This window comes from Limnospira platensis NIES-39 (genome assembly GCF_026000695.1).
In the GTDB taxonomy this organism is placed as follows: Bacteria; Cyanobacteriota; Cyanobacteriia; order Cyanobacteriales; family Microcoleaceae; genus Limnospira; species Limnospira platensis.
The window spans coordinates 3,055,909-3,079,451 of record NZ_AP026945.1; the positions used below are offsets into that span (position 1 = coordinate 3,055,909).

Consider the following 23,543-nt stretch of genomic DNA (forward strand, 5'->3'; position numbering starts at 1 on the left):
CATTATATCAATAATTGGGTACAATGTCAATAATTTTGGTAAGAATTTCTCAATAATCGAGGGGGCGGGCGGGTGCAGTAAGCGGCTTAGTCTATGGCTTGGCATATCTTGCACCCGCTTAACGTTGTGGTTCAGTGTTGCCAGATGAAATCAGCTATATTTGCCGGTAGACTGTCTTGGTCGGGAGATTGGAATAAAACCGATCGCTGAACTATAGTGGAGTCGGCTAATCGTCTCTCGACGCGGGAGGGGATGCCATGGTTGTAGACTACATGACCTTTTCCGACAATCACTACCACGGTAAAGTCGGGGTTAGCTTGGACAAAATTGGCGATCGCATCAGCCATGGTTTCATCCCAAAGGACTTGGGCTTCCACAAAGCGATCGAACCCGCCTTCACTACCTTGATGTTGGTGTTGTCTATAGATGTTGTAGAGCATTTGCCGATAGTCTTCATTATCGGTCTTGATTTCGTCGATGGGGGGAATGTAGCGTTTATGTTCGGTTTGTAGGCTGGCTAAACCCGCCGCCGCCACTTGTCGGGTCACTTCGGTGGGGGTGTTGATGGCTAAAACTGGAAGTTGATTGTCCCGCGCAAATCGAAGAATGGGGGCGTAATATTTCCAGGGAAAACCCCAACGTTGCAGATATTCCGTGTCGCGGACCAGTTGGGTTTCTGAAATCTCCCCGGCTAAATATTGATCTATGACTGACTGATAGGGACGCTGGAACATTTCCATGGCGATCGCTATTTGGGGATTTTGCTGATGCAATATTTGCAAAATCTCGAATTGGGCTTGATGGTCCAGGGTGTTGTCGTGGGTTTCCCCCAAATAGATGATGTTAGCCGTTTTCAGAGATTCTAAAATATTTTGGCGATCGGATGACCTGATAGAGGCCGCTTGGGAAAACTCCGCTAAAGCCTGGGAGGGTTGAGTCCAAGCTGATGGTAGGGGACACACCAAAAACAGTCCCAGGGAACAGGTGCAGAATCGAGTAATCAGTTGGACTTTCCAGAAATTATGCTTTTTATACATTATCTTAATGCCGTAAGTGCATATCGCAAATTTTTCTGTAGCCTAGGCTACACAATACCCACCAATAAAGACTTAGGGTAAGTTAATCGGCTTTAAATAGTTTACCAATAGATTTTCGGCATTTCCATAACTTCAACATAGGTATAACTCCCCATTTTCAACTGAGAAGTTGTAGTTTGGGGAGTCAGTTTGTCTTGACATATAAACAGAATAAATTTTAATAAAAATACCCTGTTATCAATCGCTATCTTTTTTGGTGATATCTACCATTTGTGTGCAGCTCACTAATAGGGTTATTAGCACGCAATGCAGCCATAAGCTGAGGTTTGACAGCTTTCACCCACTGGTCAAAGTCAAAATTTTGATCATGGTTGGAATTAGGGATAGTGCTGCGGTTGCGGTCAGTGCGGGTGGTACTCATAGGGATAACTTATCAAGAGAAAAGATTGACTTATAATTAGCCTAGCGATAGATCCCAAAATATTCAACACTAAATGCAAAACTTAACCCAAAATTAATCTGTTAAGAGTGAAGATGGGTTCTAGGCGGGGGCACTAAGGGCGGGGGTCGGGGGTGTGGGTAAGATATCGAGTTGATATGCACCACCAATTTTGATAATTTGATAGGCTAACTAAATAGTGTTAGGAACCTGTAAAGAAGTGGATATTGTAATTGGGCGTGGCAAAAAGGCTCGTCGAGCATACGGAATTGATGAAATTGCCCTAGTTCCTGGCCCTCGAACCCTTGATCCAAGTTTAGCGGATACCAGTTGGACAATTGGCAATATTAACCGAGAAATTCCGATTATTGCCAGTGCGATGGATAGCGTGGTAGACGTGAATATGGCGGCGAAACTGAGCCAAATCGGTGCGTTGGGGGTTCTGAACTTAGAGGGCATCCAGACCCGTTATGAAGATCCCAACCCGATTTTAGATCGGATTGTGTCGGTGGGAAAAACGGAGTTTGTGACATTGATGCAAGAACTCTATGCTGAACCGATTAAGCCAGAACTGATTAAAAAACGGATTGCAGAAATTAAGGCTCAGGGCGGTATAGCAGCGGTTAGCGCTACTCCAGCGGGAGCCAGTAAATATGGTGATGCTGTTGCGAAGGCGGGAGCAGACTTATTTTTTGTGCAAGCTACGGTGGTTTCAACGGCTTTTCTGTCCCCAGAATCGGTGACTCCGTTAGATTTGGCTGAGTTTTGTAAAAATATGCCCATCCCGGTGGTTTTAGGGAACTGTGTCACTTATGAGGTGGCGCTCAACCTAATGAAAGCGGGAGCGGTGGGAATATTGGTGGGTATTGGACCGGGTGCGGCTTGTACTTCTCGTGGTGTGTTAGGGGTAGGAGTTCCCCAAGCGACGGCGGTGGCTGATTGTGCTGCGGCTCGTGATCAGTTTTATCAGGAAACTGGCCGTTATGTTTCTGTGATTGCTGATGGAGGATTAATTACTGGGGGCGATATCTGTAAGTGTATTGCTTGCGGTGCTGATGGTGTGATGATTGGTTCTCCTTTTGCTCGTGCTGAGGAATCTCCGGGACGGGGATTTCACTGGGGTATGGCTACTCCTAGTCCGGTGCTTCCGAGGGGAACACGGATTCAGGTGGGTTCTACGGGAACATTGGAGCAAATTCTCCGGGGTCCGGCTCAGTTGGATGATGGGACTCACAACCTGCTGGGGGCTCTAAAAACGAGTATGGGAACTTTGGGAGCGAAGACTATCAAAGAAATGCAGCAGGTAGAGGTGGTGATTGCTCCTTCGCTGTTGACTGAGGGTAAGGTCTATCAAAAGGCACAACAATTGGGAATGGGTAAGTAGCAATTATTGGGCTTTGGGTGCTGGGGTGGCTGATGTTGGCGGGGGTGGTCTGATTAAGTATCGTAAAAATTAGTGCTACCCCCTGGAATTATTGGCGAAATAGTGCCACAATAGAAGTGGCGGAGACAAATGTTTCCGTTCACTCCTCACACCACACTCCGCCTGGACCTACGGTTCGGGCGGTTTCTTAATTGGGTAATCGTTTAGGTTAGCCAAAATTTTTGGCGATCGCCTGATATGATTAACTTCGATATGCTGTAGTCTTTTGTACAGCCTGGTATCAGAACCATCGGGACAAAATTGCTAATTCTGCCCCAGTTGGTTTGGTGGTAGAATAACTTACGATTAGATTAAGGATTGGAAGGAATGTCAACAGCCGTAGAAGTTACTGATAGCACCTTTGAGCAGGATGTACTGGAAAGCGCACTTCCGGTGCTGGTGGATTTCTGGGCTCCTTGGTGTGGCCCGTGTCGCATGGTCGCCCCTGTAGTTGAGGAAATTGCACAGCAGTACGATGGACAGATTAAAGTTGTTAAGCTCAATACTGATGAAAATCCCCAGGTAGCGAGTCAATATGGAATTCGCAGTATTCCCACATTAATGATCTTTAAAGGCGGCCAACGGGTCGATATGGTGGTGGGAGCGGTTCCTAAAAGTACCCTTGCTAATACATTAGAAAAGTACCTTTAAACCATGGGCTAGACCGGAAACTTGGGATGAAGGGCTTTATATGTGATGAGCTGAGAATCAGGTTTCATCGGGATTAAAGGTTCTTCAACCTAATCTCGACCCCTAATTAATGCGCGTAAGGTGTTACGGAAATTTCCCGCCTATAGGCAAACTATCCCTATTCTACCTGCACCATTAGTCAAGGCGGCGGGAGTGTCAATAAATAAAAAGCCTGTCTTTACAGGCCCACGGTGGAGAGTCGGCAAGCGGGTTGTCCCGCCTGCCTCTTTTCCTGGGATTTTTAGGTTTGATTGGCGGAATTTGGTAATTTGTCAATAGATGGCCCTGGAAAACTGCAAAATATAGGGCAAATTGTTGTCAGTTGTTCTGATTTTATGAATGCTTCTGGAAATGGAGATACGCTGGCATCTCTCAAGAGAGAGATTAACCAACTGATTGATGAGCTACCGGCATTAAAGCACGAAAAATGGATTGTGCGATCGCTTTCTAGCCTGGTGCGTATAGCACAATCAGATATTGAGTCTTTGGATTGGAAAATTCTCTCGTCTGCTGTGTTAGATATGGAGCAGGGATTTGAGATTTTTTACCCTTATCGCCATATTCGCAAAATCTGCATTTTTGGTTCGGCGAGAACTTCACCAACAGCGCCGGAATATGATATGGCGGTAGAGTTAGCGCGCGCGATGACTCAGCAGGGATTTATGGTGCTAACAGGGGCTGGCGGCGGAATTATGGAGGCGGCTAATTTGGGTGCGGGTGCAGAGCGATCGTTTGGTTTAAATATCAAACTCCCGTTTGAGCAGTTTTCTAATCCCTACATTGAGGGAGATCCTAAGCTGATTAAGTTTAAGTATTTTTTCACCCGGAAATTGTTTTTTCTGCGGGAAAGTGACGCTTTGGCTATGTTTCCGGGTGGTTTTGGCACTTTGGACGAAACTTGGGAGGGTTTGACTTTGGCTCAAACGGGAAAGTTTGGCCCGGCTCCGGTGATTTTGATTGACCATCCTGGGGGAGATTATTGGTATGATTGGCAAGAATTTGTCAGAAAACAGCTTTTGCGCCGGGGTTTTATTTCCCAGGATGATCCTAGTATCTACACGATTACAGATGATTTGGCTGTAGCAGAGGCGGCGATCGCTGATTTTTACCAGGTGTATCACTCTAGTCGCTATGTGGGAGATTTATTTGTGATGCGCCTAAATTCTGAACTGAGTGATGAACAGGTCGAATATCTCAATCAAGAGTTTAAGGATATTCTCTCGCAGGGACGCATAGAAAAAAGCCGAGCCCTTCCCAAGGAATTAGGGGATGAAACGGAACATCTACCCCGCTTAGTTTTTTATTTTAATCAGCGGGATGTGGGGCGTTTATATCTTATGATTGCTGCTATCAATAAGATGGGTGAAAATTTACCAGGTGCATCTCATCCTGAACAGAAGTAGTCAGAGTCGGGGATGAAAAACTATTCTCCAAATCGATATCCTTTTCCATAGACTGTGTGGACGAGGGGGACAGCGCCCGGTAGTTCGATTTTGCGCCGCAGGAGACGAATTTGGGCGGCTAGGACGTTGCTGCTGGGTTTTTTGTCTGTTTCCCCCCATAGGTGTTGGTGAATTTCGGTGTGGGTGAGGAGTTGTCCGGGGTGGCGCATGAGATACTGTAGTAATTGGCTTTCCTTTTCTGATAATTCGATCGCTTTTTGTCCACGATAGGCTAATTGAGTTTCACAATCGAATTGCAGATCGCCGAATTGTAGGCGGTTAGAGGTGACTGTGGAATCTAAAATAGGAGGGCGACGCAATAGCGCCCTGACTCTGGCTAGTAGTTCCCGCAGTTCAAAGGGTTTGACTAAATAATCGTCTGCGCCCGCGTCTAGTCCTTTAACTCGGTCGTCTAGGGTATCTTTGGCGGTGAGAAATAGTATGGGGGTGCGGTTTTGCTGCGATCGCAATTGGGCGCAAATTTCTAATCCTGATTGATGGGGTAACATCCAATCGAGAATCAATAGGTCATAGTGATGATTTTGGGCGAGAGTCCCGGCTTGTATACCTTCATAAGCCTTATCGACTGTATAACCTTCTCGACTGAGGGCGCGACTGAGGGAATTGGTTAATTCCACTTCGTCATCTACAAGTAGAATCCGCATGAATATTAAGCTAAATTTGTTGATGTACTCACCTGGTAAGCTACAGGTGAGGTGATTCTCGGCGACTGGTAGCAACTAGGCTCATGGTCGCCCTAGTTATCCCCCTGTCCACCCTAAAACAGTACATGGGGAAGGAATAGGAAGCCGTCCTTTCGGGGGAGGCTGCAACGGAAAGATTTAGTCAAATTGTATCAATATTGTTCGACTAAGGTTAAGCTAACTCATGGTTAAATAAATTTCCGAAGTGATTATGATTACTGTTGCACTTCCTAAAGGCGCTTTACTGAAAGATAGTATTGGTTTGTTCAAAGCGGTTGGACTGGATTTTAGCGCTTTTCTGGATTCGGCTAATCGCCAATTACAGATTGAAGATCCGACGAAAACGGCTAAGGCTTTGCTGGTACGAGCCCAGGATGTGCCTGTTTATGTAGAATATGGTCAGGCGCAATTGGGAATCGTGGGCTATGATGTTCTGCGGGAAAAGCGTTCTCAGGTGGCTTCTGTGGTTGACCTCCAATTTGGTGGATGTCGGATGTCGGTAGCTGTGAAAAAATCTAGCCCCTATAGCCGTCCGGTGCAACTCCCTCCCCATAGCCGAGTGGCTTCTAAATTTGTTCACTGTGCTAGTGAATATTTTGATAGCATTGATTTACCTGTGGAGATTGTACCACTTTATGGGTCGGTTGAATTAGGGCCGATTACGGGAATGTCTGAGGCGATCGTGGATTTGGTGTCAACGGGTCGCACGCTACAGGAAAATGGCTTAGTGGAAATTGAGGTGTTGTTTCAAAGTACGGCTCAACTAATTGCTCATCCCCTCAGCTATCGGTTAAATTCTGATGGTTTAAATGAGTTGATTGCACAAGTGCGATCGCAGATTTTGGTAACTGTCTAATCACTGAGCATTACTCACAGTGCGATCGCATATATGGGGATGGTTTAGTCGGAGGTTGAGTTAATGGTAATTAGTTGGTGATTAACCCTGATTAACTACCTGGTATTAAAGTGCATTTCCCCCAGGGACTAAGGGAGTGCATGGTTAGGGAAAACCATAACCACTGGCGGGTCAGGTGGGTTAAGAAAAACTTAATCTTCACCTGATAAAAAATGTGGTATAAACGATGGTGTGAGCCATAGTTTACGGAATCCCTAAAACTACCAACTCCCAACAGGTGTCGGTATTATGGCTATGATTCGGTGCAATATTTATGATGAGGAGTCGTAAAAAATGACTAATGCTCAAGTTGTCCGAGAACAATTAAGCGCCACCGATCCGGCTAGTCCGTCTCTGCGTAATCCAGCCTTGCTGACTCGCTACGATGATTATATTATTCAGCCTACCTTTCCCAATGCGAATATTTCGATCGCTGTAGACGCATTTAATACAATGCAATATGACCCAATTGTGAAAGTCTTCCAACTTGGGCCTAATGATACTGCTCCTTTCCCTGGTCAAAGTCCGATCGCCGCCAATGATGATCGCGCCTTGGGAAACCGGAACGCCACTATTGCGCCAGGTCAGATTGAATTTGGCACAGGTTTAGGGGCACCGAGTACCCTGAGAGCTGATGGAGTTTCCCGGTATTTAGTGCGGGTAACAAGTTACGATCCTCTGCCGGATACTAGCACATTTCCGCCGACTGGAGAACTACCCCAAGACTATCAATTAGCGGTCAGTGTGGATTTAGGAAATTTAAACCCCCCAGATATTGCTAATGGGGGAATTTTAGGACCTAATGAGTTCGCCACCAATCCCGATGTTGATCCTTTGACAGGTGTAGCTAGATTCTGGGATTCTGAGGCGGGTTCCCATATTTTCACGGCTGATCAAATGGAAAAAAACACCTTAGCCAGCAATCCACAAAGATTTGTGAATGAGGGGTTTGAATTTGTATCAGAGGGAGATACGGTTTTGCAACGCTTTAGAAACTCCCAGGGTGGTTTTTTCTATGCCAGCAATCCCGGGGAAATTAATTTTGTGCAAACTCTGCAAGAATGGGTACCAGATGATCCGGGAACTTCGATTCGGGTTTTTTCGTCTCCTGTAGCTGGTGCATTACCAGTATTCAGGGCGTTTAATCTGGATACTAATGGTCATTTCTATACGATTGATCCAAATCAAGCAGCATTTGCTAATGATTTACCTAATTTCATCGGTCAAGGGGTTTCATTCTATGCGCGACCGATTGCGTAAATGGGGAATGGGGTTCTGTGGAATTAACTATTAACTAAACAGTGGTCATCTTCACTCCCTGCTGCTAGAATTTGGGATAGCAGTAGGGATTTGCTATGAACAGGGGGGTTCATCAGCCCCGGAAAGGGCGATCGCCTTTTGAAAAAATCCATAGCAGTGAGACCATTAGAATTGTTAGCACTTATGAAAAGAATTCTATTAGGATTAATAGTCTTTGCTTTAGTGATGATCACTCCAGCATTAGCAGAACAGCCTTTATTTGTAGCGTATCCTCCTAACCAACATAGGACTATATCCGATCGCATTTTTCTAATTGGAACCGCCGCCCCCCAGGGTGAGGTATTAATCAATGGTCAAGTTATCGATCGCAGTCAAGGGGGACATTTCGCCCCCAGTTTTCCTCTGGAATTAGGGGAAAATGAATTTATCCTGCGCCACGGTGATCAGGAAATTCGGCGCACTATTACCCGGATTTCTAATCAACCACCTATCCCGGATGGAATAGCGTTTGTGCCGGAATCCTTGACCCCTTCTAGCCCCATTTCCCGACTGCCAGGGGAAATGCTTTGTTTTAGTGCGATCGCACCTCCTAACGCCGAAGTTTCCGTGGATATTGCCGGGGAAACTATCCCGCTATTTAAGCAAAGTGAAAGTCGGCAACTTCCTGATAATAAGGCGGTTTTGACTGGCACGAACCAACCTATAAATATAGGGGGAAAGTTCGGGGGATGCGCCACTATTTCCCCAGATACTGATTTTGCTGATAATCGGAAGGCGATCGATTTAGGTCAACCCCGATATCAACTTATTCTCAATGGTGAAACCGTCACCCAAACAGCCACCGGAACCGTCTCTATTTTGTCTCCGACTCAATTTGAAATCGCGGAAGTAATTGTCGATGCAGGGGTCGCCAGAACCGGACCTAGCACTACTTATTCCCGTCTAACTCCCCTCCCCAAAGGAACCCGGGCGCGCATTACTGGTAGGGATGGAGATTATTTACGTCTGGACTATGGTGGCTGGATAAAAGCTGATGAAACGCGGCTTTTCTCTGGTTCCATTCCTCCTAATTCAATGATTCGTAGCGCTAGTTCGCGCCGAGATGGACAATGGACTAAGGTTTATTTTCCTTTACAAGTTCCGGTTCCTATTAGTATTCAACAAGGCGATCGAACCTTAACAATTACTCTGCATAATACAACTGCCCAAACTGATACTATCCGCTTTGATGATAACCCATTAATTGAACGGATGGACTGGCAACCAGTTCTCTCACCCATGGGAGACACTCAAGCGGCGGTTCAATATACTTTCCATTTTAGAACTTCTCAGCAGTGGGGATATGAAGTTAATTATGCGGGCACAACTTTAGTTTTATCCCTTAAACATCCCCCAGAATTAGGTGCATTAGATAATGCTAGTTTTCTGGCATCTATTCGCCGGGGAAGACCTCTAACGGGGGTGAAAATTTTACTAGACCCCGGACATGGTAGTGATGAGGATTTAGGGGCGAGAGGACCCACAGGATACCCAGAAAAAGATGTCGCTTTGATAATGTCTTCTTTGTTGCAAAGTGAATTAATTAAACGGGGTGCAACCGTGTTTATGACCCGGGAGGGTGATGATGATTTATGGCCTCATGAACGGGTGGAAATGATTAATAAACAAAAACCGGATCTGGCTTTGTCGATTCATTATAATGCCTTACCGGATAATGGAGATGCTATCAATACCAAGGGAGTTGGGATGTTTTGGTTTCATCCCCAAGCCCACAATTTAGCAGTTTTTCTGCACAATTATTTAGTGGAAAAATTGGATCGACCTTCCTATGGTGTGTTTTGGAATAATCTCGCCCTAACTCGTCCTTCTGTTACCCCTTCGCTATTATTAGAATTAGGGTTTATGATTAATCCCGAAGAGTTTGAATGGATTATTAACCCGGTTGAACAGCGGAAATTAGCGACTACTTTGGCTGATGCTATTGTGGAATGGGTAGAGTCCAGGGTGGCAGGTTCCGCATAATGAATAACGTAGGGGCGGGTTCTGCTGTTAATTATGTCGGACTACGAGGGTATAAATAAACCCGCCCCCACCCGGTGATTAATTAATAATTGTTAATTGTCGGGGCGGGTTCTGCCAGTTTCTCGTCTCGCCACCAGAGGATTAATAAACCCGCCCCCACCCGGTGATTAATTAATAATGGATAATTAATCATGGATAATTGTAGGGGCGGGTTCTGCTGTTAATTATGTCGGACTACGAGGGTATAAATAAACCCGCCCCCACCCAGTGATTAATTAATAATTGTTAATTGTCGGGGCGGGTTCTGCTGTTAATTATGTCGGACTACGAGGGTATAAATAAACCCGCCCCCACCCAGTGATTAATTAATAATTGTTAATTGTCGGGGCGGGTTCTGCTGTTAATTATGTCAAACCACCAGGGTATAAATAAACCCGCCCTATCTGGGGTTCTGCTGTTAATTAAATCAAACCACCAGGGTATAAATAAACCCGCCCTATATGGGGTTCTGCTGTTAATTATGTCGGACTACGAGGGTATAAATAAACCCGCCCTATATGGGGTTCTGCTGTTAATTATGTCGGACTACGAGGGTATAAATAAACCGGCTATTTGGGGAAAGGTGGATAATGGCGTGGTGTGTAAATCCACTGCTGGTTTTGGCTTTGGTTAATGATGCGAGTTTGGCTATTGCCAATTAAAATTATGGTTCGCATATCGGCATCTTTAATGGTTAATTGTTCCAGTATTTTGACGGTGACGGTTTCTCCTTTTCTGCCTAAATTGCGGGCTAATATAATGGGAGTTTGGGGAGACCTCCACTTTAATAATATCTGTTTTGCTTGGTCAAGTTGCCAGGTTCTTTTTTGAGAAACAGGGTTATAAAATGCCATGGCTAAATCGGCTTGGGCGGCTAATTCAATGCGGTTGATAATGACATCCCAGGGTTTGAGAATATCTGATAGTGAAATGACGCAGAAATCGTGTCCTAATGGTGCGCCAACTCTGGCGGCGGCGGCTTGCATGGCGGAAATACCTGGACAGACCTGGATAGCGATCGCCTCCCATTCTGGTTTGGCTTTGGTTTCTAATACTTCAAATACCGCTGAAGCCATGGCGTAAATTCCTGGATCGCCCGAAGAAATTAACACCACTGAACGCCCTTGAGCAGCTAAATCTAAGGCGGTCTCCGCCCTATTTAATTCTACCCTATTATCAGATTCATGGCGGATAATTTCGGGTTTTCTTAAAAATTCAACTAGGTCTAAATAAGTTTTATAACCCACCCAATCACTGGCATTTTCTAAGACCTCACGCACTTGGGGGGAGAGCCAATCAAGGCTTCCGGGTCCCGTGCCAATTATGGCTAATTTACCAGTGATTTCGGGTGAACTATCTAACTGATAAATTAAGCGATCGCCCCTAGTTTCAAAAGTATCTATATCTGGTTTATCTACAATTTCAATGGTCAATTTTCCCTGTTCAGAAAAGGGCAATTTACTATTTTCTAACCAGGGTGCATTCCCCAGCAATTTAACTTGTTCTCCCGCCAACAAATCGGAAATAAAGGTTTTGGCATCATCAGGATTAATCAATTTATAACCCTTGGGGGGAGATAATAAAGCTGTTTTAAATCGAAGTTCTCCCGTTGTGGTAATAGCCGGAGAAACCTGCAAGAATTGGGCAATTTTACGCGCCAAATCATTAACCCCTTGTAAACCTCCTAAAAGTGGCACCACAGCGCTACCATCTTCAGCCACAGCTAAAACCGGAGGTTCCTGCCATTTATTGATTAATAATGGTGCGACAGTGCGAATTAAAATCCCCGCCGCACAAACCCCAATAATGGGGGTTCCCGTTTGGAAAAGTTCCCGCACCGTATCCCCAAAATTATCATAGGTTAAATCAGCCGACTGGGTGCGTTTGGGAGAACCATAGATAATCCCATGACCTAGGGCTTTTTGAATTTTCTTAGCCACATCAAGACTATTTTCGGTTAAAATAATAATGGCTGGTTGGTTCATAACTTAGGGATAATTCAGGGTTAATTATGGGTTATTGGGGCAGATTTTGACTAGGTACTAAAATTAAGGACCAGTAGGTAACTGAGTTATGGTCAACTTCTGTAATGGGGATAATGGCCTGATTTTTCCAAGTAGCGCGTTCAATATATAAAGCCCTTTGTAGTAGTCCTAAATCTTGCAATATTTGATAAACTTTGGCAAAATGCCGACCTAATTTCATAATGGCGGCTGCATCAGCTACGGAGAGGCGATCGCGTAATATATCCGCCTCTAATGTAGCCGGAAGAATCGTAAAGACATCATTGCGATAAGTTATCGGTACTCCCAACATAGCAGCACTTGCCATCACTGAAGAAATCCCCGGTATAACCTCAATTGCAAACCGCCCAGATAAGCGATTAAAAATGTACATAAACGTACCATAAAGCATCGGATCTCCCAGGCACAAAACCGCCACATCTCTGCCCTCGCTAAGATGTTCGGCAATTTTTTCCGCCCCAATATCATAATAAGGCTGTGACGATCGCTGCACACTAAAGGGTAGGGGGATAGGAATTTCAATCTGATCAGGGGAGATAAAATCGGCAACGATCGCCCTTGCTAAAACCTTGCCATTTTCCAAACTGGGATAAGCAATCACCGGGACAGTTGTTAAAATCCGATGTGCTTTTAAAGTTAGTAATTCCGGATCTCCCGGACCAATTCCCAACCCATAAAGTCGCCCTAATTTAGTCATAATTCATTTTCCTTTGCTAAAGCATTTACTGCCGCCGCTGCGATCGCACTACCACCGCGCCGCCCATGCAGTGTCATAAATGGAATTCCACGGCTATTAGATGCCAATTCAAGTTTCGACTCTGCCGCCCCGACAAAGCCGACCGGAAACCCTAAAATCAGTGCAGGTTTCACTAAACCATCATCCAACATTTCTAGCAGGTGAAAGAGGGCAGTCGGTGCATTACCAATTGCTACCACCGCCCCTTGTAAATTATCCCCCCATAACTCCAATGCCGCCGCCGACCGAGTATTATTAATCTGGCGGGCGATATCAGGAACATCTGGATGATTTAGGGTGCAAATAATCGGGTTATTTTTAGGCAAGCGTTTTTTGGTAATTCCCCTAGCCACCATCATAGCATCACAAAAGATAGGTTTTCCCTCCTGTAGTGCCTCCCGTCCAGCTTTAACCGCATCTTCTGAGGCGTTTAAATCTCCGACAATATCCGTCATTCCGCAGGCATGAATTAGCCTAACTGCCACATGGGATAAATCATCTGATAAGCCTTTAAAGTCCGTTTCATCCCGAATTATTCCAAAGGATTTTTGATAAATTTGGTTACCGTCGCGAAGGTAGTCTATCATCAGCAAATTTCTAGGTAATTAGTTATTAATTAAATCCAGGATTTTGGCGCAAAAACTCAGCCAAAAATTCGGGTATTTCGGTAAACACTCCCTCAAAAATTTTGTGTTTTAAGGATTGTTGACTATCCCCGATATAAACTTGGTAACCTTCCATAGTTTCGCCATTTTGATTAATTGTATGCCCTAAAAGGGTAATTTCTGCGGGACTAGGTTGAGCGCAAAATTTAGGGCAGCCGGTTACATGAATATTAATAGGAGTATCTAAATTTAATCGCTGGTGGAGATATTCTGCTAATTGGGCGGCGTGAGTTTGAGTGTCGGTAAGTGATGCGGCACAGCCAGGCTTACCACCACAAGCAGCGATCGCCACTTGATTTGACTCAATTTCCGCGAAGCCTAATAAGGATAGTTTCGGCAATAATTGGCTAATTTTATGATGGGGAATATTTGGCATTATAATTGTTTGCCAAGGGGTTAATCTTAACTCGGCATTACCAAAGGTTTCGGAAAGTTCGACTAATCCTAACCATTGTTGTGCATTAATTTGTCCTAGGTGTAATGATATCCCAATATAACACAATTCGGCGTTTTTTTGGGGATAAATTCCCAAATGATGATAGGGTTTGCTAGGGGTAGGTTCAGCGGATAATATCGGCAAGGGCTGGGTTAGTTGGCTGTTGACTTGCTGGATATATGTATCTAATCCTAGATTGTCAATTAGCTGTTTCATCCGAGGCTTTTTCCCGGTATCTAAGGGATTTTTTCGGACATACTCCCCATAGACATTAATAAGGGTAGCGACTACGGATAAACATTGTTCTGGCTTGATGACAAGTTGAGTATTATATAGCTTTTTATCTCCGGCGATCGCCAACTGAAAATTAATGCCATTATCCCCACCATTTACCGAGATAGTATTAAGTTGAATCTCATTATATCGATGTTCCCAAGCCACCGGAGAACGCATACCAATTCCCACTGTTCCCCCTCCATCAACTCCGATGCTAAACTTAGGACTAAGTTCGCCAATTAACGGGTGATTTTGAATCAGATCATCCAAGGCTTTAATCAGGGGACGAGTATCAACTAACTCCTGACTATCAATTCCCGCCGTCGGACTACCCATAACATTGCGTAGGTGGTCTATGGAGGGATTTTGAGAGGCTAAATCTAATTGTTGCAGCGTCTCAAAAACTGCTAGACTTGGCGCTTTTTGCACTCCCCGAATTTGTAAATTAGCGCGATTAGTTACTTGTAGCTTCCCTCCCCACTCCCTTAATAAATGACCCAAAAATTTACCCTGTTTACTATTAATCAATCCTCCCGGAGTCCGCAGGCGGATTAAAAAACCATCCTGGGCTTTGGTTCCATAAAATAGACCCGGACAAACATTTGCTTTAACTAACCAATTCATGGTGATTTGTTTCTCCATGCGACGCAGAGAGTGAGCCGCAAAATTAGCTGATTTTGACAACTCATCAATAATTTGTAGTTGGCATTCTGACTCAGAAAATAGCAGATAGTTAAGGGTTAAATTCCCGGATAAATAAGACTATTTACCCGATGAAATCACCCATTTTTTGCTCTGATATTGTATTACAGTTGCGGCACAGTGTCGGAATCTCACCGAACTTTCCCAACTACAAACCCAAATACTATATCATGAATACTGGTATTTTAACTAGAAATCATGGTGAGCAGGGATTTTTCCCATAAATGGTTATCAATTGTAGGAATTGGGGAAGATGGGTTAGAAGGGTTAAGCGCCACGGCGCGATCGCTTTTATCTATGGCTTCAGTAGTTGTCGGTGGTCAACGTCATTTAGGAATGTTACCCCCGGAGGATAACCGAGAAAAACTCCTCTGGACTTCTCCTATTGATGAGTCGATCGCAGAAATTATCCGCCGCCGTGGTCAACCCGTCTGTGTTTTAGCCAGTGGCGATCCGATGTGGTATGGTATTGGCGTTACCCTTACCCGTCACCTTCCCATTGAGGAAATTACTATCATTCCTTCTACTTCCACATTTAGCCTAATGTGTAGTCGTTTGGGTTGGTCTTTAACCCATGTGGAAACCCTGAGTTTATGTGGTCGTCCTGTAGCTTTATTAAATGGCGTAATTTATGGGGGTGCGCGTCTATTAATTTTAAGTGCAAATAGTCGCACTCCCGCCGCCGTGGCTGAACTCCTAACACATCAAGGATTTGGTGATAGTTTAATCGTCGTTTTGGAACATTTGGGAGGCAAAAAAGAGCGACAAATTTCCGGTTTCGCTTCCTCTTGGGATGTTGACGAAGTGGCTGATTTAAATGCGATCGCCGTGGAGTGTATTAGTTCTAATCCGGTTAACTTTTCCCCTCGTTTATCAGGACTTCCTGACAGCGCCTATGACCACGACGGACAGTTAACTAAACAGGAAGTGCGAGCGATTACCCTCAGCCGATTATCTCCCCTACCGGGACAACTTTTATGGGATGTCGGTGCAGGTTGTGGGTCCATTGGTATCGAGTGGATGAGAAGCGATCGCCGTTGTCAAAGTATAGCCATAGAAAAGCATCCCAGGCGCTTACAATATATTGCTGATAATGCCACAGCTTTAGGAACGCCTCACCTGAAAATTATAGCAGGAAAAGCACCGGAATTATTAATTAATTTACCTTCCCCGGATGCCATTTTTATTGGTGGTGGTATTACTACCCCAGGTCTGTTAGAAACCTGTTGGGAAAAATTGCGATCGGGAGGTCGTCTAGTGGCTAATACCGTCACAGTAGAGAGTGAGTTAATTCTGTTAAAATGGCATCATCAATTAGGGGGAGAACTTACCAGAATTGGCATTGAAAGAACCGCAGCCATTGGCAGTTTTTTAGGCTGGAAACCCTTAGCTACTGTCACTCAATGGTCAGTGATTAAACCATAACTAAAATCCCCTTTATTGTTTCTGTAACCAAGCGATCGCCGACTCAATATCAGCCACTGTTTCCCCCATGGGAACCGGAGGACGTTGCACCATAACCACAGGTAATTTTAACTCTCGCGCCGCCACAATTTTCGCGTAGGTAGAATCACCGCCACTATTTTTACTAACAATTGCACCCAGTTGATATTCCCGCAAAATTGAGAGTTCATCTACCACCGAAAAAGGCCCCCGTTGTAACAATAATTCCCCCCTAGGTATAGGTAAATTAGGCTGAGGGGGGTCAATCATCCGCATGAAAAACCAGATATTTTTAACTTCAGCATAGGCGGAAAGTTCCTGACGACCAATAGTTAAAAATACCCGTTCAGCTAACCCTGGTAAAACCATAGTAGCCTGTGAGTGACTATCCACCTCAACCCAGTTATCGCCGGGGACTTTTTCCCAAGCCGGACGGACAACCATTAACCGTTTAATTCCACATTCATTAGCTGCTATAGCCGCGTGGTCAGAAATTTGGGCAGCAAAGGGGTGGGTAACATCAATTAAAATATCAATTTTTTGTTGTTTTAAGTAGTCGATTAAACCCTGAACACCGCCAAAACCGCCTATCCGAAAAGCCGCCGGATTTGTCGGGGTAACTGGCTGTTGAGTGCGACCCGCAAAAGAAGCGATCGCCTCTATATTCGCCATAGTTTTCACCCGATTATATAGGGCTGTCGCTTCCGCAGTTCCTCCCACAATCAATAATTTTTTACAGTGATTAATCATCCCCATCAACAGGTTAACATTAGCCCCACAAACCCCAGCCAAAACCAGGTTTTATATGAGACCTTCAGAGTTCACCAAAAATCCCATACAAACCCAGCTATTGACTGGCAGAATTATCTACAGACCAGATAAAACTTCTCGCGCCGCCGCCAGAGTTTTATCAATATCTTCCTCAGTATGCACAAAAGAAGTAAAACCGGCTTCAAATTGGGAAGGAGCCAAATAAATACCCCGTTCTAACATACCTCGATGGAAGCGGCCAAACTTAGCCAAATCCGACTTTTTAGCATGATCATAATTATGAACAGGTCCCTCCGTAAAAAAGAACCCAAACATCGCGCTAATTTGCCCACCACAGGCCGCATGACCTGTTTCTTTAGCAATTTCCAATAAGCCATTACTCAGCTTTTTGGTAATTTGGTCGAGATATTCATAAGTCCCCGGCTTTTGCAATAGTTCCAGAGTCTTAATTCCCGCCGTCATGGCTAGGGGATTTCCCGATAGAGTTCCAGCCTGGTACATGGGACCTGCTGGGGCGACCATAGCCATAATATCCTGACGACCGCCATAGGCTCCCACAGGTAAGCCACCACCGATGATTTTACCCAAAGTGGTTAAATCTGGGGTGACACCAAATTTTTCTTGAGCCCCACCGTAGGCGATGCGGAAGCCAGTCATCACCTCATCAAATACCAGTAAAGCGCCATTTTCCTCAGTCAGCATCCGCAAACCTTCCAGGAAACCCGCATCAGGAGGAATAAAGCCAGAGTTGCCTACAACGGCTTCTAGGATGATACCTGCGATTTGACCGGGATTTTCCGAAAATAGTTTTTTGACCGCTTCTAGGTCATTGTAGGGGGCGGTGAGAGTGTTTACAGTCACGTTTTTAGGTACACCGGGAGAATCGGGTAAGCCGAGAGTCGCCACACCCGATCCGGCTTTGACTAGAAACATATCCGCGTGGCCGTGGTAGCAGCCCTCAAATTTGATGATTTTTTCGCGACCCGTAAAGGCTCGCATTAGCCGCAGTACGGACATACAGGCTTCCGTACCCGAGTTAACAAATCTGACCATTTCGATGCTGGGAACGGCATCGATCACCATTTCTGCTAAAACGTTTTCTAGGGCACAGGGTGCGCCAAAACTGGTCCCTTTTTCGAGAGCCTCGTGGAGGGCGGCGATTACTTCTGGGTGAGCATGACCGCAAATAGCTGGCCCCCAAGTGCCAACATAGTCAATATATTGGTTCCCGTCAACGTCCCAAACATATGCTCCTTTGACGCGATCGAAAACTATGGGTTGACCGCCAACGGATTTAAATGCACGCACTGGGGAGCTAACCCCCCCTGGCATGATTTTTTGGGCGGCGCTGAAGATTTCTTCAGATTTGGTTGTTTGTAATGGGGTGCTTACCACTTTAATCTCCTTATGGTTAGATGTTCGGATGCTTTAGTGCCAAATTTGCCAACGGTGAGGACACAAAATGATATTCTAAACAGTAGTGGTGTTTTTTATGACATTTAGTGGAGTTATGGCAGCCGGGAAACCCCCAGAATTAGGGAATCTGATTGATATTGATAAAATTCGTTACGATGATCAGGGCCTGGTAGCGATCGCCATTCAGGATATCTTAAATGGTGGCATTTTGGCTTTGGGGTCAATGAACCGAGAGGCGCTACAGAAAACCCTGGTGACTCAACAACTGTGGTGGGTTCAACAGTCACAGATTCAACTTTGGCATCCTGATATTATGCCCGAGTCCATTCGCTATGACCATCAGGGCAATTTTCTGGTGGCTGGGGTGGCTCATTCTCCCTCCCAGTTAAATGGCTCTGCTGGGCATACTTTGGCGGGTTTGTTTCAGGTAATTTGCGATCGCCGAGATCATCCTAATTCCCAGTCCTATACCTGTAAGTTATTTGCGGGGGGAGATAATAAGATTCTCAAGAAAATTGGGGAAGAGGCGGCGGAAGTAGTTATGGCTTGTAAGGATGATGAGCCGCAGGCGATCGCCTCAGAAGTAGCCGATTTATTTTATCATTCCCTCGTGGCTCTGGCTTATCATCAGGTGGATTTACGAAACGTTTATGAACAGTTAGAAGCACGTCGTCAATGAGTAAATTAACTCCGATTTCCTTAACGGTTCATTATATCAATGGGGAGTCCTACCAGTTTGAGTTTATGCCTCATCAAACCTTGCAGGGCAGCCCTATTAATCCTCTGCAACAGATTTTGGGTTCCCATGAAATTATTATAGAGCTAGAGGATCGTTTGTTAGTAATTCCTATGGAAAATATACAGGCGATCGAGATTTCTCCACCCCCTAGTATTTTACCTGATACCGCTATTCGTCATGCTGAACAGGTAGATTAATGACGTATTTTAAAACCTCTATTATTGTTCATTTTCGGCTAGGACATCCCCCGCAATTGTGGCTTTAATTTGGTTAATAAAGGCTTGATGATCGATAATGGGTTTGGGGATGTAACCATCAGCGCCACTTTGGGCCAGGAAATATTCGCGATCGCTTTCATCCCCTTGGGCTGTCACTAAAATCACTGGCAAACTAGCAGTTTCGGGATTAGCTTTTAGCATTTGGGTATTAATACCATCAATGGGTTGACCCTCATAATAACTATTGTTGAGATAAATATCCATCAAAATCAGATCAGCTTGTTTAGAAGTTGCCATATTGATCACAGTTTCCACATCCTCAGTATGACAGGCAAGCATCCCACCTTTACGGGTGATAATTCTTTGAAAGATCTGCCAATTAATCGGATTATCTTCAACTACTAAAATAGTTTTCATATTTTCACCCTCATTTGCAGAATTATAGTGAGTCAACATACAGGCTATATGATCAGGATATTCTGTTACACTGATTCTGTCGATCTGAATAAGCTCAGGATTTTCAGGTGATGACTATGGTATCTGATGCCCATTGAGAGGCGAAAAGGATGGAAAAGTTCGGGATAATTAAATTCCTTACCTAGTATAGCAGTGGTATCGGTTGTTGATGTGACTGCTAAAATACTTAATCAACAGAGTTTTTCAATGGATAAATCATATTTCATGTGAGAAGATGCCCCTCGCCCCCGAAAACTGCCGTTGATGGGACTAGCATATTCAGGAATGGCACTAGAAACCAGGGCGATATTGCGATCGCTTATAGCTAAATTCTGGGTGGGGTCATAACCGCGCCATCCTCCCCCCGGAAGATAAACCTCAGCCCAGGCGTGAAGATGGCGATCGCTATTATTGAGATCCCCTTCCTGATAGCCACTAACAAACCGAGTCGCCAAACCCATCGCCCGACAAGCCTCCATAAATAAAACCGTCAGATCTCGACAGGAACCCGCTTGCTGTCTCCAAGTAATTCCGGGGGGGAAAGCCGCCCCAGTTTCCCGAATAGTATAGCGACAAGTTCGATAAATCCGTTGATTTAAATCACTTAAAAACGTGAGAACTTCCCCCCGGGAACCATGCCAAATTTCCTGGGCTAATTGCACCGCCGCCGGGTCAACTCTCCCTTCTATATAAGGCTGTAAATGTCTTAAAATCGGTGCCGGATAATCGGCGATCGGCAATCTCATCGCCCAAGGTTCCAGCAAATAGTTAAAGGGGTTATTACAATAGGTTTCCACTTGGGAACTGACTTTAATCTTTAATTCTTTCGTAGGTTCATCAAACCACAATTTCAGGACATCATTACCATTGAGGTCAACAATTGCCGAAATTCCTTTCGGTTCGGGAACCACATCAATAGCAAAATTCTGTAGAGTCTGAAAGGCATCAGAACGGGGTCGTAAGCGGACGATATGGGGGGTTAATTCCACATACTTAGTATAGGTGTATATGGTGGTATGAACAATCTTATAAATCATCACTGTGTCAGGGGTATTTCAATTAGGAACAGGGCTGACGAGGTACAGCCCCACCCCACCCCCCAGTTAGTGGGAATAGGTGGGGAAGGAGAGAGGCATAATTATATCACTGTCAACTTACTTGACTTTGACTAGCTGTTTCCGGCATAGGTTCCAGGGCAAAAAATGTTTCAAACGTTTTCTCTTGAATCATATTAATCCGGGTTTGCAAATTATCGAGAAATTCATGTAATCCCCGATTCATAATCTCATCAATCATGATATAGTCCAACTCCGATCGCAAACGTCCCAACTCCAGGTCTACGGGATTTTTCCAAGTTCCCGGCCTAGTTCCGGTAATATGTTGAAGCGATCGCTCTGCCTGTAATATGCAATACTGAATCGAGCGAGGAAATTCCCGATCCAAAATCAGAAATTCTACCACACCAAAAGGGGTAATCCGGTGTTGTCGGCGTTTACGATACATCTCATAAGCACTAGCAGATTTCAGCAAAGCGATCCACTGAATTTCATCCAATGTAGTGCCCACATCCTCCACAGAAGGCAGCAAAATGAAATATTTAACATCCAGAATCCGAGAAGTTTTATCAGCCCTTTCTAGCATTCTTCCCATCCTTCCAAAATGCCAGCCCTCATTATGAGTCATAGTCGCATCCATAACCCCAACAAATAAATGGGCTTGCTGCTTCACCTGATTAAAAAACTCCGGCAAATAATAGGAGCTATCCCCCATAGCAGCATCTCGCACCATCATATAAAACTCATTGACCTGTTCCCACATTTCCGAGGAAATAATTTCCCGGACAGATCGCGCATTTTGTCGCGCCAACCGCAGACAAGATAAAATCGAGTTAGGATACTGATTATCAAAAGTCAGGAATTGAATCACATTTTCAGCGGTCGCCTCTCCGTAGCGTTCCTTAAACAGTTCTAAATCCCCAGTAGTTAACACCAAAGGTCGCCATTGTTGCTTCATTCCCGAAGGAGAGTCCAACAACAAATTTTGGTTAACATCAACAAATCGGGCAATATTTTCAGCCCTTTCTATATAGCAATTCAGCCAATAGATAGAATCAGCAACACGACTGAGCATAGTTTTTTCGACTCAAAATGTAACGACAATTGTGGCTAACAAAGTTACCGCCAAGATTAGAATAAAACCCAAGTATCCTTACTGCCGCCCCCTTGGGAAGAGTTCACCACCAAAGAACCTTTTTTCATAGCCACGCGGGTCAAGCCGCCTGGATGAACATAAACCCCTTGAGGACCGTAAAGGATATAGGGTCGTAAATCGACATGACATCCCTCAAAGCTATCGCCTAGCAGGGTAGGAACGCGGGATAAAGAAAGGGTAGGTTGAGCGATATAATTGCGGGGGTTCGCCTTAATGCGTCCAGCAAACTCTAGTCGTTCTTCTTCTGTGGCTTGAGTCCCAACTAGCATCCCATAGCCACCAGCTTCGTTAGCGGCTTTAACGACTAATTTATCAAGGTTAGCCACCACATATTCAAGTTGCTGAGGTTCCCAACACAAGTAAGTAGGAACATTAGCCAAAATCTGATCTTCTCCCAAATAGTAACGAATCATCTGGGGGACATAGGAATAAATTACCTTATCATCAGCCACACCCGTACCCAAAGCATTAGCCAGGGCGACGCGACCACTGCGATAGACCTCGGTGATACCAGGAACTCCTAAAAGTGATTCAGGGTTAAAGGCTAGGGGGTCAATAAAAGTATCATCAATGCGGCGGTAAATGACATCAACCCGCTGTAAACCTTTTGTGGTTCGCATTTGCACATAACCATCTGCTATGACCAAATCCCGTCCTTCCACCAATTCTACTCCCATTTGTTGGGCGAGGAAAGAATGTTCAAAATAGGCAGAATTATAAATCCCCGGAGTTAAAACTACCACGGTCGGGTCATCTATGTGGGAAGGGGCTAAATTCAGCAGAGTATCTAGGAGATGACTGGGATATTCATCAACGGGTTGAATGCCTAGGGTAGCGAAGATTTGCGGAAAAGTGCTTTTCATTACCCGTCGGTTTTCCAGAACATAGGAAACCCCAGAGGGACAGCGTAGGTTATCTTCTAAAACATACCATTGACCATCGCGATCGCGTACTAAATCCGTCCCCGTGATATGACACCAAATATTTTTAGGGGCTTCAATTCCCATACAGGGTTTAAGAAAGCCTTTAGATGAGTTAATCAAATCTTCAGGAATCACACCATCTTTGACTATTTTCTGATCACTGTAAATGTCAGATATAAACAAATTGAGAGCCTGAATTCTCTGGATTAGTCCTCGTTCTAAATACGCCCATTCCTGCGCGGAAACAATACGAGGAATCATATCAAAGGGCAAAATCCTCTCGGTCCCCTCACTATCGCTATAAACGTTAAACGTTGCCCCTAGTTTCATCATGGCGGTTTTCGCCGCCTGTTGTCGCATCCTAATTTCTTCTGGAGACAGGGAATTAAGCCGATCTATTAAAAGTTTGCCTTCGGGTCTCGGTTCCCCTGGAGAGGCAAATAGTTCATCGTAGAAATCACCTGGATCGTAAGAATCAAATAGCACAAATTGTAGCCCCAACTGCTCTAACACCTCTGATGATAAGGGGCTGAGTCCGTCCGGGAACTGTAGTTAATGATACCAACTGGTTAACCC

General features: G+C 44.8%; 24 protein-coding genes. 10 read left to right on the forward strand and 14 right to left on the reverse strand.

The genetic code is table 11. The features are described 5' to 3' along the window. Positions 1-131: 131 nt before the first annotated feature. Together N39L_RS14980 and N39L_RS14985 are read right to left on the reverse strand one after the other, a co-directional pair. The gene (locus N39L_RS14980; protein ID WP_006619181.1) at positions 132-1,037 is read right to left on the reverse strand and encodes a ChaN family lipoprotein; all 906 of its coding nucleotides are present in this window, start codon (positions 1,035-1,037) and stop codon (positions 132-134) included. Between the two features lie 244 nt (positions 1,038-1,281). Then, on the reverse strand, positions 1,282-1,458 hold the full coding sequence (locus N39L_RS14985; protein ID WP_014275614.1) for a hypothetical protein: 177 nt from the start codon (positions 1,456-1,458) through the stop codon (positions 1,282-1,284). A gap of 238 nt (positions 1,459-1,696) precedes the next feature. Between N39L_RS14985 and N39L_RS14990 the strand changes: the two genes are divergently transcribed. From N39L_RS14990 to N39L_RS15000, 3 genes are all read left to right on the forward strand, one after another. Then, entirely contained in the window at positions 1,697-2,860 is a 1,164-nt protein-coding gene (locus tag N39L_RS14990; protein ID WP_043469032.1) for a GuaB3 family IMP dehydrogenase-related protein, read from the forward strand. A 366-nt stretch (positions 2,861-3,226) separates the two neighbouring features. Then, positions 3,227-3,550 (forward strand): thioredoxin, encoded by a 324-nt coding sequence (gene trxA / locus N39L_RS14995; protein WP_006617044.1) that lies wholly within the window; start codon positions 3,227-3,229, stop codon positions 3,548-3,550. Between the two features lie 374 nt (positions 3,551-3,924). After that, on the forward strand, positions 3,925-4,992 hold the full coding sequence (locus tag N39L_RS15000; RefSeq protein ID WP_014275616.1) for an LOG family protein: 1,068 nt from the start codon (positions 3,925-3,927) through the stop codon (positions 4,990-4,992). A gap of 20 nt (positions 4,993-5,012) precedes the next feature. Here the strand turns inward: N39L_RS15000 and rppA are convergent, their stop codons facing one another. Next, positions 5,013-5,696, reverse strand: coding sequence for a two-component system response regulator RppA (rppA, locus tag N39L_RS15005; RefSeq protein ID WP_014275617.1), 684 nt, complete (start codon positions 5,694-5,696; stop codon positions 5,013-5,015). Positions 5,697-5,946: 250 nt separating this feature from the next. Here rppA and hisG point away from each other — a divergent pair, with 250 nt between their 5' ends. Together hisG and N39L_RS15015 are read left to right on the forward strand one after the other, a co-directional pair. Beyond that, positions 5,947-6,591, forward strand: a complete 645-nt coding sequence (hisG, locus tag N39L_RS15010; RefSeq protein ID WP_006617041.1) for an ATP phosphoribosyltransferase — start codon at positions 5,947-5,949, stop codon at positions 6,589-6,591. 333 nt (positions 6,592-6,924) lie between these two features. Next, a complete protein-coding gene (locus N39L_RS15015) occupies positions 6,925-7,890 on the forward strand; it encodes a hypothetical protein (RefSeq protein WP_006617040.1) in 966 nt (321 codons plus the stop codon). Positions 7,891-7,913: 23 nt separating this feature from the next. Here the strand turns inward: N39L_RS15015 and N39L_RS15020 are convergent, their stop codons facing one another. Beyond that, the gene (locus N39L_RS15020) at positions 7,914-8,042 is read right to left on the reverse strand and encodes a hypothetical protein (RefSeq protein ID WP_286133297.1); all 129 of its coding nucleotides are present in this window, start codon (positions 8,040-8,042) and stop codon (positions 7,914-7,916) included. A 31-nt stretch (positions 8,043-8,073) separates the two neighbouring features. Here N39L_RS15020 and N39L_RS15025 point away from each other — a divergent pair, with 31 nt between their 5' ends. Beyond that, a complete protein-coding gene (locus N39L_RS15025) occupies positions 8,074-9,912 on the forward strand; it encodes an N-acetylmuramoyl-L-alanine amidase (RefSeq protein ID WP_014275618.1) in 1,839 nt (612 codons plus the stop codon). Between the two features lie 406 nt (positions 9,913-10,318). Beyond that, positions 10,319-10,585: a hypothetical protein gene (locus tag N39L_RS15030; protein ID WP_043468304.1), complete on the forward strand. Its 267-nt coding sequence runs from the start codon at positions 10,319-10,321 to the stop codon at positions 10,583-10,585. Here N39L_RS15030 and cobJ read toward each other — a convergent pair. Genes cobJ through cobG form a run of 4 tightly spaced genes read right to left on the reverse strand, consistent with a single transcriptional unit; the run spans position 10,521 to position 14,772 of the window. Next, the gene (gene cobJ / locus N39L_RS15035; protein WP_014275619.1) at positions 10,521-11,936 is read right to left on the reverse strand and encodes a precorrin-3B C(17)-methyltransferase; all 1,416 of its coding nucleotides are present in this window, start codon (positions 11,934-11,936) and stop codon (positions 10,521-10,523) included. The genes N39L_RS15030 and cobJ overlap by 65 nt on opposite strands. A 31-nt stretch (positions 11,937-11,967) precedes the next feature. Beyond that, a complete protein-coding gene (gene cobI, locus N39L_RS15040) occupies positions 11,968-12,672 on the reverse strand; it encodes a precorrin-2 C(20)-methyltransferase (protein WP_014275620.1) in 705 nt (234 codons plus the stop codon). Further along, the gene (locus tag N39L_RS15045) at positions 12,669-13,298 is read right to left on the reverse strand and encodes a precorrin-8X methylmutase (RefSeq protein ID WP_014275621.1); all 630 of its coding nucleotides are present in this window, start codon (positions 13,296-13,298) and stop codon (positions 12,669-12,671) included. Before N39L_RS15045 ends, cobI begins: the two co-directional genes overlap by 4 nt. A gap of 25 nt (positions 13,299-13,323) precedes the next feature. Next, positions 13,324-14,772: a precorrin-3B synthase gene (gene cobG / locus N39L_RS15050; RefSeq protein WP_014275622.1), complete on the reverse strand. Its 1,449-nt coding sequence runs from the start codon at positions 14,770-14,772 to the stop codon at positions 13,324-13,326. Positions 14,773-14,988: 216 nt separating this feature from the next. Here cobG and N39L_RS15055 point away from each other — a divergent pair, with 216 nt between their 5' ends. Continuing rightward, complete coding sequence (locus tag N39L_RS15055; RefSeq protein WP_014275623.1) at positions 14,989-16,215, forward strand: bifunctional cobalt-precorrin-7 (C(5))-methyltransferase/cobalt-precorrin-6B (C(15))-methyltransferase; 1,227 nt, start codon at positions 14,989-14,991, stop codon at positions 16,213-16,215. Between the two features lie 12 nt (positions 16,216-16,227). Here the strand turns inward: N39L_RS15055 and N39L_RS15060 are convergent, their stop codons facing one another. Both N39L_RS15060 and hemL read right to left on the reverse strand, forming a co-directional pair. Continuing rightward, entirely contained in the window at positions 16,228-16,983 is a 756-nt protein-coding gene (locus N39L_RS15060; protein WP_014275624.1) for a cobalt-precorrin-6A reductase, read from the reverse strand. Between the two features lie 117 nt (positions 16,984-17,100). Continuing rightward, complete coding sequence (gene hemL, locus N39L_RS15065) at positions 17,101-18,399, reverse strand: glutamate-1-semialdehyde 2,1-aminomutase (protein ID WP_014275625.1); 1,299 nt, start codon at positions 18,397-18,399, stop codon at positions 17,101-17,103. 97 nt (positions 18,400-18,496) lie between these two features. On the opposite strand from hemL, the gene hisE reads away from it, so the two are divergent. Together hisE and N39L_RS15075 are read left to right on the forward strand one after the other, a co-directional pair. Further along, entirely contained in the window at positions 18,497-19,099 is a 603-nt protein-coding gene (gene hisE / locus N39L_RS15070) for a phosphoribosyl-ATP diphosphatase (RefSeq protein ID WP_081471178.1), read from the forward strand. Next, positions 19,096-19,356, forward strand: a complete 261-nt coding sequence (locus N39L_RS15075; protein ID WP_006619508.1) for a hypothetical protein — start codon at positions 19,096-19,098, stop codon at positions 19,354-19,356. The genes hisE and N39L_RS15075 overlap by 4 nt, the downstream gene beginning before the upstream one ends. A 21-nt stretch (positions 19,357-19,377) precedes the next feature. Here N39L_RS15075 and N39L_RS15080 read toward each other — a convergent pair whose 3' ends face one another. From N39L_RS15080 to N39L_RS15095, 4 genes are all read right to left on the reverse strand, one after another. Next, the gene (locus N39L_RS15080; RefSeq protein ID WP_014275627.1) at positions 19,378-19,794 is read right to left on the reverse strand and encodes a response regulator; all 417 of its coding nucleotides are present in this window, start codon (positions 19,792-19,794) and stop codon (positions 19,378-19,380) included. A 230-nt stretch (positions 19,795-20,024) separates the two neighbouring features. Then, entirely contained in the window at positions 20,025-20,870 is an 846-nt protein-coding gene (locus N39L_RS15085) for a transglutaminase family protein (RefSeq protein ID WP_014275628.1), read from the reverse strand. 112 nt (positions 20,871-20,982) lie between these two features. Continuing rightward, positions 20,983-21,963, reverse strand: a complete 981-nt coding sequence (locus tag N39L_RS15090) for an alpha-E domain-containing protein (protein ID WP_006619505.1) — start codon at positions 21,961-21,963, stop codon at positions 20,983-20,985. 56 nt (positions 21,964-22,019) lie between these two features. Next, on the reverse strand, positions 22,020-23,453 hold the full coding sequence (locus N39L_RS15095; RefSeq protein WP_006619504.1) for a circularly permuted type 2 ATP-grasp protein: 1,434 nt from the start codon (positions 23,451-23,453) through the stop codon (positions 22,020-22,022). Positions 23,454-23,543 lie beyond the last annotated feature (90 nt).